This window comes from Fervidobacterium sp. (assembly GCF_059913585.1).
In genome coordinates, this window is record NZ_DBOLZL010000020.1 from 51,449 (window position 1) to 66,163 (window position 14,715).

A 14,715-nucleotide genomic window follows, 5' to 3' on the forward strand; every position below is an offset into this window, starting at 1 on the left:
TTATATCATACCGTTAAATTTTTTGACGTGACCCTGTATTGCCCTTATGGTATAATATAAATCAGTGCACGCTTTTTTAAAAATCCTTGGAGGTGAAGTTTTTGTGGAAGACCCACTGAGTTATTTGTGGTATACGTTTTTCATTGTTCTGTTGATTATGATATCGGGATTTTTCTCTGCCTCAGAAACTGCGCTGACATCTGTTAGTCGTCACAGGCTGAGACTTCTTGCCAAGAGTAAAGAAGAGCAGGAAGAGGAAGAAAGTGAAATGCACTTTTTTAACAAATTGCTCACAGCACTGTTGATATCAAACAATTTGGTGAACATTTTAGCTTCTTCATTAGCTGCGGTAATGTTTTCGCAAGTGGTTAAGTCAGAATCGCTTTCAGCAATACTTTCTACACTTGTGATGACCTTTCTTTTGCTTGTATTCGGAGAGATTACTCCAAAGATTTTGGCGAGACAAAACAGTGAGAAAATGTTCGAGAGAAGTATCAAAATCATAATTTTTATCTCGAAGATGCTGTCACCAGCAATTACTATGTTTATTGCAATTGCCAACGCAATAGTTAAACTTTTAGGTGGGAATGTGGTTCAGGAAACACCATTTATAACGATGGATGATATAGCCTCTTATTTGGAGATGGGACGTGAGGAAGGGTCGATTACGCACGAAGAGGGATTAATGATAGAGCGCACAATCGAAATGGACGAGACGCTGGTTAAGGAAATAATGATCCCAAGGATAGATATAGTAGCTATAGAAGAAACTCAGACATTGAGAGAGGCGATGGAAATCATCGTGGAAGAAGAATACTCAAGGATTCCTGTTTATCGCGAAACAATAGATAACATTGTTGGAATATGTTACGCAAAAGATGTGCTCAGCTTCATTGCTGAAAGAGGGATGGATGTTGTGGATAAAGTTTTAGTCAAGGAACTGATGAGACCACCTCTCTTTGTGCCTGAGTTTATGCCAGTGTCTGAATTGCTAAAAGAGTTCAAGGCCAAGAAGGTTCATATGGCTATAGTTGTGGACGAATACGGAGGAACAGCCGGTATAGTCACTATGGAAGACATCCTTGAAGAAATCTTCGGGGAGATAATGGACGAATACGATGAAGGAGAAAATATCGGAATCAAGAAAATTGATGATAATTCCTACTTGGTTGACGCCACGCTTTCACTCAATGACATCGAGAGGGAACTCAGGATAGAATTCCCAGAAGGGGAATTTGACACATTAGCAGGGTATCTTCTTGAAAAGTTTAAGCACATTCCGAAGGTAGGAGAAACATACGAGGATGAGAGAATAGCTTTTAAAGTTGTTGCTGCCTCAAGAAATAAGATAGAAAAGGTCTTGGTAACTATCAAGCAAGAAAAAGACACAGTTAAGAATGAGAACGAGGAGGACGAGGATAAGGATGACTGAAGAACTTATACAGAAAGCCAAAGAGGCTATGAAAAACGCTTATGCTCCGTATTCTCAATTTCATGTTGGTGCTGCTTTGCTTACAAAGAGTGGTAAAATCTATGTAGGTGCAAATGTTGAGAACGCATCGTATGGCTTAACAAACTGTGCTGAAAGAACTGCAATTTTTAGTGCTGTAGCAAACGGTGAAAGGGACTTTGACACTTTGGTCGTGATTGCTGATACGGAAAAACCAGTTGCTCCTTGTGGAGCGTGTAGGCAGGTTATGGCTGAATTCGGAAATTTTAAAGTCATACTGGCTAATCTGAAAGGTGAAGTGTTTGAGACCACTGTTGACGAGTTGCTACCATATGCATTTGATAAAGAAGATTTGAAGGACAAAGATGAACACAAGTAAAACGCTTTGGACATTTGTTTGAATTTTGCTGAGGTGAGTTGCTCTTGATTGAATTAATACACATCAATGAATATGTTTATTTAAAGGATGTGGATATATATCTTTCGGAAGGCCTTAACGTAATAACTGGTGAGACAGGAACTGGGAAAAGCTTAATTCTCGACGTGATTGGTTCATTTTTGGATTATCATAACATCCGTAGTGAGACTTTCTCGGCAGATATGGTTGTAAACCTCCGTATGGAGTGCGATGAGCTAGGGATTAAAAAAGGTCAACATGTGTTCAGTGTTGAGCGAAAAAACAAGAGATTATTCTACAAAATAGACGGTCGATTGGTTAGTCGTGAGCAAGTCCAAAACGTCCTTTCGAGTCTCATAACTATCCATAAGCAAAACTCACATATGAAGCTATTAGACAAAGATTTTATCCTTGAGATACTCGACGAAATAGCTGGAAACTCAAAAAAACTCGAGAACTACAAAAAGCTTTACGATGAATATCAACAAGTTGTTAGAATTATCACTACCACGGACAAAGCTACAGAGTTGAAAAAACTTGAAGAGCTAAAGGAAAGAGTTAGCGAAATAGCGAATGCAAATCTCAGTGAAGACGAAGAACAAGAACTCGAAGAAAAATACAAAAGGGCACTTAACATGCAAACTCTTCTCCAAAATTATAGCACCGCTTCTCAACAGCTGGAAGAGATAGAATACGCATTGAGAAGAGTCTATTCACTGTTAGAAGATAAACATCACGATTTACTGGACAATGCTGTTGAATCGATAGCCGAGCTTAACAACAGAATTGGCAAAGAATTGGCAAAGATAGAAGATATAAACCTTGAAGAGATTGAAAACAGATTGTGGGTTTACAAGAAATTACGCAGAAAATACGGTCCAACAACGGAAGATGTACTGGCAAATTTCAAAAAGTGGTCCGAGGAAATAAGGATTGTTGAAAAGACGATTGAAATCTTAGAAAATGCGGAAAGAGAACGTCAGCGATTGGAAAGCGAATTGCGTGACTTAGCACTTCAAATAAGCGAAAAAAGAAAAGGTGCTGCGAGAAAAATTGTGAAAGTGATTTCTGAGCATTTGCAGGATTTGAATATGAACGCAAGGATAGATTTTTCCTTCTATGAAAAAACAATGGCAAGAAACGGGATAGATGAAGTTGAACTTGTTGGAAGCACGCTCTCCGATGGTCCACTGTATCCATTGCGAAAGATAGCTTCTGGTGGTGAATTATCACGTTTGATGCTTGCGTTGGAACTCAGCATGGCTAGTACCGATGTGCTGGTATACGACGAAATTGATGCTGGCATAGGTGGGGTAACTGCTGTAAAATTGGCTCAGAAACTAAGTGAACTTTCGAAAAAACATCAGGTGATAGTTGTAACCCACTTGCCTCAGATTGCTTTGAAAGCTGACAAGCATTTGTCTTTGAGAAGAATTGGTGACACCGGTCGTGTGATAGAATTAGATGAAAAAGGGCGAATCGAAGAGATTGAGAGAATGTTTGGTGGAAAAGAGGTTATAGAAATTATTGGAGATTTAAGTAATGGTAAAGAAAAATAAGGCTGGGATGGGTTCCCAGCCTTTTTCAACACTTGCTTACAACTCACTGTGTTACTCTTGTTCTTCTATCTCCTTTGCCTTTTTAATTACTATCGGGTAAAGTTCGGATATCAGTTTCTCCACCTGCTCACTGCTTTTTGTTCTTGGGTCTCTCTCTAAAATATCGGCTATCAGTTTGACATCTTTGCTTAAGAATGCATCTAAAGCTTGCTTTGCAAGTAGGATTCTTGGTTTTAAATACCAGTTCACGATTCGTTCTGGAATGTGAGTTTCTTCAAACTCAAAATTTTCACCGCATACTGTAGCGCAGATTTCTACTGCTATATTGTTATCAAGGTTCTTAATTTTGCCAGTGTTTAAAACGTTTACAACAAATCTTCCTGGAGTTTTAGTGACAACACTGTTTATAAACGGTACGTGTTGCTCACCGCTCAATTTTTCACTTAGTATCTCTTTTAGATAATTATCAATAGGTGTTCCGGTTTTTAGCTCGTTTATTTTTACTCCACTAAGTAACATTTTCGCAAACATATCTATCACATTAACAACTTGTGATAGCTGTTCTACATACCATTTCCATCCTATTTCGGAATCTGCACCACCCCATGGAGCTCCATACCACTTTATTTTAGTTTCCAGATTTCTGTGGTATTTCCATGTTGAATTTCTAACGGTATCACCCACTGGGAACAAACCATACGTTTTATACATCTCCCAAGCAACCGGTGAAATCTGGTCATCAAAAGGATTGGAAGGTTTAAATTCTTCGTATTTAACGTTTTGAGCGACTTTTTCGATTTCCTCGTAGAGGTTTTTGCCCTCTTTTGTTGTGAATTTTGTTAACCAAATTCCATGGTTTACTCCACCGACTTGCCATTCGTATTCTAAAACACCTAAGAACCTTGCAAGAGCCTCTACTCCATAGTGTCCGTGGCAAAATCCGACCATTTTTATTCCAGTTTGGGTAGAGACAAGTGTGGTACCTTCTAAGACGGGGTTAGCAGCCTGAAGATACCAAGCTTTTGGAGCGTATTTTTCAATTGTTCGAGCTATCTTCAGAAACAAAGTCATTTGATTCCAATTCGTGAGGTTGAGATAGTCAGATACAAAATTGTAGTTCTGAGCATCAATTCCACGATAATAACCGTGCTTTTCACCAATAGACCTGACAAGGTCAAGATATCCATGCCCTCCAGCCATCGCTGTGTTTATAACAAAGTCGGAACCTTCAACAGCATCCTTAATAGTATCAGCAATCTTAAATGTGAGTTTTGCACCAAAGTACTGACTTAGTTCTTTTGCAAGCACTACAACATTCTCAACTCGTGTTTTGTCGATATCCATGAGCACAATGTGAGAGTCTGAAAGGTTGGAAATCTTACAAAAATCCGAGATGATTTTCATTGAAAACACTGCACTCCCAGCACCTATAATACTTACTCTTAACCCTGTTTTACCCATCGAATGCGCCCCCCTCTTTTGTTACTGGAAAGATTGAAGTGTTAATTCTTCCAAAAGTATTGTATAATAAAAACTGTGAAAGAGTGACAAAAAATCATTGGAAGCTTGAGGAGTGGCTGGGATGCCGAGTGATAGTGTTATAATCCTTACAGACAGCCCAGATGTTATCCAAGATACTGCCGAATTACTGCAGTTTGTTGGCTATGATGTCAGTATTGCCTCAGATGTTAGCACAATTTTGAAAAAAACAGGTGCTCAACTTATTCTTGTTTATTATCGGTTTCTTAGAAATGCGCAAGACGTTGTTAAGTATATTAAGACAAATGGTGAAATAAAGGACCTGCCTGTTATTGTGATAATAGAAGAGAAGAACTATGTCACATTGTTGGAATTATACCAAATAGGTATATCGGACTATATCGAGTTGCCGATTATCGATGTAGAACTTATATCGAAAATAGCCTTGCATATCGAACTCAAAAAGAACAGGGAAAAAATCGAAAATTTATACAAAGAACTTCGAGACAGCCTCAATCTTGCCAGTTCACTTCAAACATTAATGTTGCCAGAACCAGTTCAGGCTTGTAATGAAATTTGGATAACATCGAAATACATGCCTTCCCAAATAGTAGGCGGTGACATTTACGATTACTTTACTGTTAATAATGATGTCTACCTTTACACAGCCGACATATCTGGCCACGGCATTCAATCGGCCCTTTTGTGCTCCGCCGTAAAGTCTGTTGTTCGTTCGGCAGCACAGAGGAGTCTAAATATGGCTGATACAGTCAACGAGCTCCAGGAAAGTATAAAGACAGTCTTAGGGTACAACTATGTTACCGGACTTTTTTTAAAAATAAGCGGTAACGAAGTTGAGTACATTAATTGCGGGCACCCACCTTTGATTGTTTACGACGGGCACAGATTCAGTCAGATGATGATGAAGTCCGTTTTTCCAGTCGGACTCATGGATTATAACTATACCAGTGAAGACTGTGGGCGATTTGAATTACAAAACGGTATTACTTTTATCACATACTCAGATGGTTTATATTCCATATTCGAGCGAATAAGGTCTTTTGAGGATTCAATGCGTCTATTGTTAGAATTTCTAAACAAAGAGCTTTCTGGTATAATGCCTGAGGCTTTGCCATTTGCAGTGGCTGGTGCTCTCAAAAAGAGATATTCAGAATTACCCGATGACTATTCATTTGTTGCTTTTGGACGTAGTCGGGGGATAAACTACTATTCGGAGAATTCAAAATACGAGACGATACCTTTTGACCAGAACATGAAAGAATTAGTGAACGAAATTCTTCTGAGTGCTAGAGCGGATAACTATACTCTCTTGATTAATGACCACGAGAGATATTGGTCAATAGTGACCAAAAATGTTGAAATTGGACGAATTTTGAGAAAACTTCCAATGAGCATAACAATGAGTTTTGATGCAGTTGAATGTGTGAAACTGTTCAAATAAAGCTAAGAAAAAATCAGATAAAGCACTCCAAGTTCTCCAGTAACAATCTGATGGCTTTTGTTTGTAGCTCAAGCGACATGGAAGGTATGTTTTCTATTTTCCCCTCTTTGATTGCTACCTGCTCAGGTAGAAAAGGAAGGTGTATAAACAATACATGCTTTGGTATACCAAAAGTTCTTGAATGGTGGAGCGAATAATAGTAGACCTCATTGCAAATATACTGACCCGCTGTGTAAGAAACAAAAGCGGGAATTTTTTTTGCATTTAAAAAATTAGCGATTTCCCTCACATTGATACGTGTCATATATCCATCAGGACCGTTCTCTAAGATAGGAGTCTCTCTTTTTATCTGTCCATCATTATCAGGATGTCTCGAGTCGAGTAAATTTATCGCAACTCGTTCAATTCTTATTCCGGGAGTTCCACCTGCTTGCCCTAAATGCAGCACGAAGTCTACATAATGATTCTTGTAATACTCTTCAAGAACTTTAGTACTTTTCTCGTAACTAACAGGCAGTATCAACGCTTTGATGTGGATGCTTTGGAAGTGCCTTTTTGATAGTCTCTTTACGATTTTCATACTTGGATTGACTTTCTCACCTCCAAAAGGTTCAAAGCCAGTGAGAAGAATTGTTAGTTTCTTGTTGCCAGAATCCATAGTTCATCCCCTCCCAGGTGGTATTGTAAGAGAGACAATTCAAAAAGAATTCTACCTTACTCTTCTTTGATTTGTCAAACATTAGGGAAATCAAAGTAGGTCTAAGACGTTGTGATTATTTTCTCAAATATTAACAAATTCTTGATTAACATAAACGAACAGTTGTTGTACAATAAATTTGGAAAACTTGATTAAAAACCTAGGTCAAAAGGGGGTTGTATTATGCAAAAAGTAAGGATTTGGAAACCGACAGACGAGGAAATTAAAGAAGCAAAAACATGGAGTACATGGAGCAAAGAAGAAAGTACTTTTGATTGGTATTACGATGAGCCTGAACAATTTTACGTGGTTGAAGGCGAAGTCGAAGTTGAGCTCGATGATGGAACAAAGGTAAAGTTTGGAGCAGGGGATATGGTGCGTTTTGAAGGTGGGGTATCTTGCACTTGGCATGTGAAGAAACGGATTTTTAAACATTATAAAATTGGATAATGAAGAAAATGAATATGTGGAGGATACCTCTATGGATAACGAACAGAAAAAACGTAAAGTTTTGGCTTACGTGCTTTTGCTAATCACGTTGCTTGCTTTTTCGAGTATAGAAGTTGTATCCAAACCTTTGATGGGCAAGGTAGACCCATTTTTCATGACTTCCTTCCGTTTTTTAATTGGCGGACTTTTTCTGATACTCTTTGTTAAGCAAGATCCGGAGGTAAAAGATGTACTTCCAATCACAATCATAGGTGCACTTAACAGTATTATTTCTATGACCTCGCTACAGTTAGCAGTAAAATATTCGAATGCTTCAACTGCCGCGACTCTTGTTGCGAGTAATCCTATTTTTGTTTCATTATTCGCATCGGTTATCTTGCAAGAAAAATATCCATTGAGAAAATATATTGGTATCGGACTTGGTTTTATTGGTATATTTATTTTCAGCTTGGGAAAAATTAAAGGTGATTCGTGGCTTGGTATATTCTTTGGTATTCTTGCCGCCTTAACTTTCGGACTTTACACTGTTTTGATGAGAAAATATACGAAAAAATACGGTCCTTTACTTGTTACGGCTTATTCGTCACTTTGTTCTAGCTTTGTATACATAGCCCTACTCGTGGCTTTCGGAAAATTTACTATTCCCGCTCAAATCGATTTCGCTGGTTGGATAATTCTTATCTATTTAGGTCTCATTGTTACCGGAGTTGCTTATCTTACCTATTTTAAAGCCATGGAGACACTTGGTGCAACACAATCCAGCAGGGTGTTTTTCCTAAAGCCAGTGGTTGCAACCGTTTTTGCACTAATTTTGCTTGGGGAAAAGTTAAGTATTTTCAAAGTCCTAGGAATGTTAATCGTGCTTATTTCACTAGCTCTTTGAAATGAAAGAAGTAAAACAAGATGTTTTTTTATTCTAAGAACCTTGTGAAAAAAAGCATAAGTGATAGAAAAAGCCGAATAACTTGCAAAAAAGAAAGAAATCTCCAGAAGATGCCAATTAGATAGTCTTTTACAATGGTGAACTTTGCGCATTAGCATGTTATAATAATCACGAGGTGTGAAGGAGGGATGTGTGTGGCCGTATGTGAGCAACATAAAGAACTTTACGAAGAACTGGACGCTTATATCGAAAAGGTCAAAGACAAACCTGGTATGCTTATAGGTGTTCTTCACAAAGCGCAAGAACTTTTTGGTTGGTTACCACAGGAAGTTCAAGAGCATATAGCAGAGAAGTTGAACGTCCCAGTATCTGAAGTTTACGGTGTTGTGACGTTCTATAATTTCTTCTCCACTAAGCCAAAAGGTAGGTATCAAATAAAGGTCTGCCTTGGAACCGCATGTTATGTTAAAGGCGGTGACAGGGTTATGGAAAGGTTCTTAGAGGAGCTGGGCGTAAAGGCGGAGGAAGTAACTGAGGATGGGTTGTTCTCCGTTCATCCAGTGAGATGTCTCGGAGCTTGTAGTATGGCACCAGTTGTTTTGATTGGCGAAAAAGATTTCTATGGAAAAGTAACTCCCGATATGGTTAGTAAAATCATTGCTGCGTACAGGAGGGGTGGGTCGCAATGAGTAAAGTAAAGAGCTTGGAAGAATTAATGAAGATTAAAGAACAAGCACTTCAAAATATCAAGATGAGGGAAGCAGGAAAAAGAGGGAAGATTGTCGTTGCAATGGGTACATGCGGAATTGCAGCAGGTGCAAAGGATACGTTGAAAGCGATAGTTGAGTATCTAAATGAAATGAAAATAGACGATATTGCAGTTGTGCAATCAGGTTGTATGGGATTATGTGAAGTTGAGCCAACAATAGAAGTTGCCCTTGAAGGTCAAGAACCTATAGTCTACGGGAATGTGACACCAGAAAATGCGAAGAGGATAATTCAGTCGCACATAGTTGAAGGAAAAGTTGTTTCAGATTTAGTTGTTAAGAGAGGAGAGGTTTAAAAATAAACAGGGGAGAAACTGAAATGGAGAAAATAAAAGTGTATGTGTGCGTAGTTGGGTGTTGCAAAGAAAATGGTGGTGAAGAGATATTAAAGGAAACCAAGCGAGTTATTGATGAATTGAAATTGGAGAACCAAGCTGAGGTAATTGAAGCTGAATGTCTTGGAACTTGTAAATTTAGACCTTCTATGATGGTCTCAGATGGCTTACAGAAACACTATTATGGAAAAGTCACACCGTCGCTGGTTGAAACAATAATTAAATACCACGTAGGGCTGGAACAGAGCCAAGAGGCTCTCAACGCAAATTTTGTGAAAGTCGAACCGAACACTTGACTTTCTTTAAAAGAAAAGTATTTCTTTTAACTTGGGGAGGCGAAAGGCGTGGCGCTTAAGACTAATACAATACTAATATGTGCTGGTGGTGGCTGTATATCCGCTGGCGAAGAGAGTGTAAAGCAGGCTTTTGAGAGAAAATTAAAAGAATATGGTCTTGACACGGTAGTTTCGGTTGTTGAAACTGGGTGTATGGGTGCGTGTAGTTTGGGTCCCCTTGCAGTTATTTACCCAGATGGGGTCTATTATCAAAAACTCACACCGAAAGCTGCAGAGAAAATCGTAGAAGAGCACATATTGAAAGGTCGTGTTGTTCCTGAATTTCTGTTTGAAGGAGAAAAGGAAAAGCTTACAATAAAAGAAAAGCCATCAACGGAAATCCCGTTCTTCGCAAAACAAGTTAAGATAGCTCTGAGAAACGTTGGTGTCATTGACCCACTGAGCATTGAAGAATACATTGCACGAGATGGTTATTTTGCACTGCACAAAGCACTCACACAGATGACGCCAGAAGAAGTTATCAAAGAAATTAAAGATAGTGGTTTAAGAGGAAGAGGTGGAGCGGGATTCCCAACTGGTTTAAAGTGGGAATTAGCAAGACAGCAGAAATCAGATGTTAAATACATGATTTGTAATGCTGATGAAGGTGACCCAGGAGCCTTCATGGATAGGTCTATACTTGAAGGTGACCCACATTCAATAGTTGAAGCAATGACCATTGCGGGTTATGCGATAGGTGCCCAAAAAGGTTTTGTCTATGTGCGAGCGGAATATCCACTTGCAATTGAACGACTTCAAAAAGCGATAGAAATGGCGCACGAATATGGATTTCTTGGAGAAAACATCTTCGGAACTGGTTTTTCGTTCGATATTGAGATAAGAATAGGTGCAGGAGCATTTGTGTGTGGCGAAGAAACAGCGTTGATGCACTCGATCGAAGGAAAACGCGGTCAGCCAAGAGTTAAGCCCCCGTTCCCTGTTCAAAAAGGTCTTTGGGGCAAGCCTACAGTCATAAACAACGTTGAGACACTCGCACTTGTTCCACCAATAATCCTCAAAGGAGCTTCATGGTTCAGGCAATACGGAACTGAAAAGTCACCTGGAACGAAGGTCTTTGCGCTTGCGGGTAAGATTAAAAACACAGGTCTTGTAGAAGTCCCAATGGGAATCACGCTAAGGGAACTACTCTACGATATCGGGGGAGGTCATCCACAAGGAAAACAAATCAAAGCTGTCCAAACAGGTGGACCAAGTGGTGGGGTTATCCCGGCGGAGTTCTTCGATACACCTGTGGACTACGAATCGCTTGGAAAACTCGGAGCTATAATGGGTTCTGGTGGTATGATTGTGCTTGATGAAGATGATTGTATGGTGGATGTTGCAAAATTCTTCCTAGAATTCACAGTTGATGAGTCTTGTGGTAAGTGTACACCATGTCGCGAAGGAACAAAGGTCATGTATGACATACTCGACAGAATCACAAAAGGCGAAGGAACAATGGAAGATATAGAGAAGCTCGAGCAATTAGCTCAGGTTATAAAGGACTCATCATTGTGTGGCCTTGGTCAAACAGCACCAAACCCAGTTTTGTCGACTCTTAAATATTACAGACACGAGTACGAAGCACATGTGAAAGAAGGAAAATGTCCAGCTAAGAAGTGTAAAGCGTTTATAAGCTATGTGATAGATTCAGAGAAGTGTGTAGGTTGTACCGCATGCGCAAGAGTATGTCCAGTAAATGCAATACACGGCGAGGTAAGAAAGGTTCACGAAATCGACCAAGAAGCATGTGTAAGGTGTGGTAGCTGTATCGAAGTTTGTAGATTTGGAGCAATAAGCAAGGTAACACCAGCAATAGTGGGAAGCGTTACGAAGTAACAATGAAAGGTGAGCCCCCGCAAAGAGGGAGGCTCACCTTTGTTTATTGGTCTTTTGATTTTTGAAAGCTTTATAATTTTTTTCGGGGAGGGAAGGTGTGTGGATCGCGCGACTTTAAGAAATATTATCGATGAATTGAAAAGTGAACAACTTGAAGAGCAAGATATACTAATTTACTTGCTTCACAAAGTCCAAGATTACTACCAAAGTCATTACATACCACCTGAAGTAGGTGAAATGATAGCTGAAGAACTAAATGTCCCACCTTCAAAGGTTTACGAAGTACTGACTTTCTACACAATGTTCTCCACCAAACCCAGAGGAAAGTATATCATCCGTGTTTGCACCAGTTTGCCTTGTCATGTACCTGGAGGGCGGGAAATTGTTGAGTATTTGAAAAAGAAACTCGGTGTGAATTTCGGTGAGACTACGAAAGATGGGCTCTTCACATTGGAAGAGACAGGTTGTCTTGGGTTGTGTGGAGTGTCTCCAGTGATAATGATTAATGACCAATACTATGGCGATTTAACAGTAGAAAGAGTTGAAGAGATTATCGAAAGCCTCAAGGGCGGTGATGCGAAATGACACCAATTACCGTTCTGGTTTCTGTGGATAGTAACAGCATCCTTCTGGGAGCAAGAGAATTTGCAAACTATTTGAGAACGTTGATAAAAGATTATAACCTCGATTCACTTGTGAGTGTTTTAGAAACAGTGGCAATAGGAGCATACGATGGTGTTGTTATGCATGTACTACCGGATGATGTTTATTATGTCGTCAAGTCAAAAGAGCATGTAAAGAAGATAGTGGAAGAACATTTGCTCAAAGGTAGACAGGTTTGGGATTTGACAGTTGACAAATCGAAGCTAAAGCCTGGTGAAAAATTCCAAGTTAAAGAATACAGAATTGTCACAAGGAATATAGGTGTCATCGACCCCAAGAACATAGAAGAGTATATTGCAAGAGACGGTTACTTTGCACTCTCCAAAGCGCTCCAAATGAAACCTGAAGAAATCATAAACGAAATAAAAGCAAGTGGATTACGTGGCCGTGGTGGTGCAGGCTTCCCAACAGGATTGAAATGGGAGTTCACAGCAAAGGCAAAAGCAGACCAGAAATACATAGTCTGTAATGCTGACGAAGGTGAACCTGGAACATTTAAAGACAGATTAATCATGGAAGGCGACCCGCACTCGGTAATCGAAGCGATGATTATAGCAGGATACGCTGTTGGAGCAACGAAAGGGTATATATACATACGCGGTGAGTACTACAATTCCGTTGAGAACCTGAGAAAAGCGATTAAGGATGCATATGAATACGGATTCCTTGGAGAAAACATTCTCGGTAGTGGTTTCAACTTTGATTTGACTGTAAGACTTGGTGCAGGTGCTTACGTATGCGGTGAAGAGACTGCGTTACTCGAGTCGATAGAAGGTAAAGCCGGTAGACCGAGGTTGAAACCTCCTTATCCGCCTCAGGTAGGTCTATTCGGCAAACCTACGGTGATAAATAACGTGGAGACATTGGCAAATGTTCCACAGATTATACTAAACGGTGCGGAATGGTTCAGGAGCATAGGGACTCCTAACTCGCCAGGTACAAAGGTCTTCTGCCTTGCTGGAGATGTTAACAGGCGGGGAATGGTAGAACTACCCATGGGCGTTACCGTTAGAGAAGTACTCTATGGATTTGGTGGAGGAATAAAAGGTGGAAGAGAATTAAAGATGGTCCAAACAGGAGGTCTGGCTGGAACATTCATTGGGCCAGATAAACTTGATACACCACTTGATTATGATTCAATGAAGAATTACGGTGTCAGCCTTGGTTCGGGTGTCATACTTGCTATTGATGATACTCATTGTGCTGTGGATATCGCTCTGAACGTCATGGAATTCTTTAGACACGAGTCTTGTGGTAAATGTACTCCATGTAGGGAAGGCACAAAAGTTGCGTGCGATATTCTTGAAAAAATGACGAAATTCCAAGCAACTGAAGAGGATTTGAAATACCTTGAGCAGATAGCTTATGTTACCGCAGATGCCTCTTTCTGTGGACTGGGGCAGAGCATCAACGTGCCATTGCTTTCCTTAATTAACAACTTTAGGGATGAGTTCATTGCACATGTAAAAGATAAAACATGTGCAGTTGGACTTTGTTAAGAGGTCAAGCCAAAGAAAGCGGCTGTTAAATAAGAAAGTACAACAATAGAATCTCTAAGCACCTAAAAAAGCCGTCTCGCAAGAGACGGCTTTCTGCTCACTATAGTATATTTACCTCAAATCTTGAACTTCCTTACTTGTTCAAGCAAGCTGTTGGCTATAGAACTCAGCTGTTCCGCTGCACTACTTACATTTTGGCTTGCGTTCGCTTGTTGTCTTACACCTTGCGTTATTTCTTCCATTTGCTGAGCTATCGATGTTATTGCCTTCGTTACCGTATCCATTGCACTTGTCATCTCTTGTGCTGCTGCACTCTGTTCTTGTGAACTTGCCGCCAATCCTTCTATCTGACTTGTTATTCCTTCCACCTGTTTCAATATATTCATCAACTTCTGGCTTATTACTTGCGATTCAGTTGATGCCCTTTCAACCACACTAACTGTCTCCGTTGTTGCATCGCTTGCTTTTTGTGCGCCGTTTTGTATCTCTGATAGCATCTGTCCTATCTTACTCGTTGCTTGTTTACTCTCTTCTGCCAACTTTCTTATCTCATCTGCAACAACGGCAAATCCTCTTCCAGCTTCTCCTGCCCTTGCCGCTTCTATTGCTGCATTCAATGCAAGTAGGTTTGTCTGTTCTGCTATTGAATTGATTGTCTGGACTATTTCACCTATATTCCTTGCCTTCTCACTTAACTCACGAACGATATTATCTGTGATTGATGATTTTTCCTTTGCCTGAGAAATGACATCGGTTATTACTTTAACGGCACTTTCACCTTCTTTTGCAGCACTATTCACGAGCATAGCCTTTTCGGAAAGTTCCTGAGCTGCCTTTGAGACATTTTGAGCACTTGCCGATATTTCCTCAATACCACTTGTTGTCTCTTCAATGGAAGCA

General features: G+C 39.8%; 15 protein-coding genes. 12 read left to right on the plus strand and 3 right to left on the minus strand.

The genetic code is table 11. The annotated features are described in order from the left end of the window. Positions 1 to 103 precede the first annotated feature (103 nt). Genes AC3M61_RS07455 through AC3M61_RS07465 form a run of 3 tightly spaced genes read left to right on the plus strand, consistent with a single transcriptional unit; the run spans position 104 to position 3,406 of the window. On the plus strand, positions 104 to 1,432 hold the full coding sequence (locus tag AC3M61_RS07455) for a hemolysin family protein (protein WP_500780239.1): 1,329 nt from the start codon (positions 104 to 106) through the stop codon (positions 1,430 to 1,432). Next, the gene (locus AC3M61_RS07460; protein WP_500780240.1) at positions 1,425 to 1,829 is read left to right on the plus strand and encodes a cytidine deaminase; all 405 of its coding nucleotides are present in this window, start codon (positions 1,425 to 1,427) and stop codon (positions 1,827 to 1,829) included. The genes AC3M61_RS07455 and AC3M61_RS07460 overlap by 8 nt, the downstream gene beginning before the upstream one ends. 44 nt (positions 1,830 to 1,873) lie before the next feature. Then, entirely contained in the window at positions 1,874 to 3,406 is a 1,533-nt protein-coding gene (locus AC3M61_RS07465; protein ID WP_500780241.1) for an AAA family ATPase, read from the plus strand. A 51-nt stretch (positions 3,407 to 3,457) separates the two neighbouring features. On the opposite strand, the gene aglA is transcribed toward AC3M61_RS07465, so the two are convergent. After that, the gene (gene aglA, locus AC3M61_RS07470) at positions 3,458 to 4,867 is read right to left on the minus strand and encodes an alpha-glucosidase AglA (protein WP_500780242.1); all 1,410 of its coding nucleotides are present in this window, start codon (positions 4,865 to 4,867) and stop codon (positions 3,458 to 3,460) included. Positions 4,868 to 4,988: 121 nt separating this feature from the next. On the opposite strand from aglA, the gene AC3M61_RS07475 reads away from it, so the two are divergent. Continuing rightward, complete coding sequence (locus AC3M61_RS07475) at positions 4,989 to 6,347, plus strand: SpoIIE family protein phosphatase (RefSeq protein WP_500780243.1); 1,359 nt, start codon at positions 4,989 to 4,991, stop codon at positions 6,345 to 6,347. A 13-nt stretch (positions 6,348 to 6,360) separates the two neighbouring features. Here AC3M61_RS07475 and AC3M61_RS07480 read toward each other — a convergent pair whose 3' ends face one another. Next, positions 6,361 to 7,005, minus strand: coding sequence for a pyroglutamyl-peptidase I (locus tag AC3M61_RS07480; RefSeq protein WP_500780244.1), 645 nt, complete (start codon positions 7,003 to 7,005; stop codon positions 6,361 to 6,363). 222 nt (positions 7,006 to 7,227) lie between these two features. Between AC3M61_RS07480 and AC3M61_RS07485 the strand changes: the two genes are divergently transcribed. From AC3M61_RS07485 to nuoF (AC3M61_RS07520), 8 genes are all read left to right on the plus strand, one after another. Continuing rightward, positions 7,228 to 7,494 (plus strand): cupin domain-containing protein, encoded by a 267-nt coding sequence (locus AC3M61_RS07485; protein WP_500780245.1) that lies wholly within the window; start codon positions 7,228 to 7,230, stop codon positions 7,492 to 7,494. 31 nt (positions 7,495 to 7,525) lie between these two features. Next, positions 7,526 to 8,377 (plus strand): DMT family transporter, encoded by an 852-nt coding sequence (locus AC3M61_RS07490; RefSeq protein ID WP_500780246.1) that lies wholly within the window; start codon positions 7,526 to 7,528, stop codon positions 8,375 to 8,377. A gap of 188 nt (positions 8,378 to 8,565) precedes the next feature. Beyond that, entirely contained in the window at positions 8,566 to 9,066 is a 501-nt protein-coding gene (locus tag AC3M61_RS07495) for an NADH-quinone oxidoreductase subunit NuoE family protein (RefSeq protein WP_041262843.1), read from the plus strand. After that, positions 9,063 to 9,440: a (2Fe-2S) ferredoxin domain-containing protein gene (locus AC3M61_RS07500; protein WP_500780247.1), complete on the plus strand. Its 378-nt coding sequence runs from the start codon at positions 9,063 to 9,065 to the stop codon at positions 9,438 to 9,440. Before AC3M61_RS07495 ends, AC3M61_RS07500 begins: the two co-directional genes overlap by 4 nt. A 23-nt stretch (positions 9,441 to 9,463) precedes the next feature. Further along, a complete protein-coding gene (locus tag AC3M61_RS07505) occupies positions 9,464 to 9,775 on the plus strand; it encodes a (2Fe-2S) ferredoxin domain-containing protein (protein ID WP_500780248.1) in 312 nt (103 codons plus the stop codon). Between the two features lie 48 nt (positions 9,776 to 9,823). Next, entirely contained in the window at positions 9,824 to 11,653 is a 1,830-nt protein-coding gene (gene nuoF, locus AC3M61_RS07510; protein WP_500780249.1) for an NADH-quinone oxidoreductase subunit NuoF, read from the plus strand. Positions 11,654 to 11,752: 99 nt separating this feature from the next. Then, positions 11,753 to 12,238 carry an NADH-quinone oxidoreductase subunit NuoE family protein gene (locus AC3M61_RS07515; RefSeq protein WP_500780250.1) on the plus strand — a complete coding sequence of 162 codons (486 nt, stop codon included), beginning with the start codon at positions 11,753 to 11,755 and terminating at the stop codon, positions 12,236 to 12,238. Then, a complete protein-coding gene (nuoF, locus tag AC3M61_RS07520; RefSeq protein ID WP_500780252.1) occupies positions 12,235 to 13,815 on the plus strand; it encodes an NADH-quinone oxidoreductase subunit NuoF in 1,581 nt (526 codons plus the stop codon). The genes AC3M61_RS07515 and nuoF (AC3M61_RS07520) overlap by 4 nt, the downstream gene beginning before the upstream one ends. Positions 13,816 to 13,931: 116 nt before the next feature. Here the strand turns inward: nuoF (AC3M61_RS07520) and AC3M61_RS07525 are convergent. Continuing rightward, a partial coding sequence (locus tag AC3M61_RS07525; RefSeq protein ID WP_500780253.1) for a methyl-accepting chemotaxis protein occupies positions 13,932 to 14,715 on the minus strand: 784 nt, incomplete at its 5' end.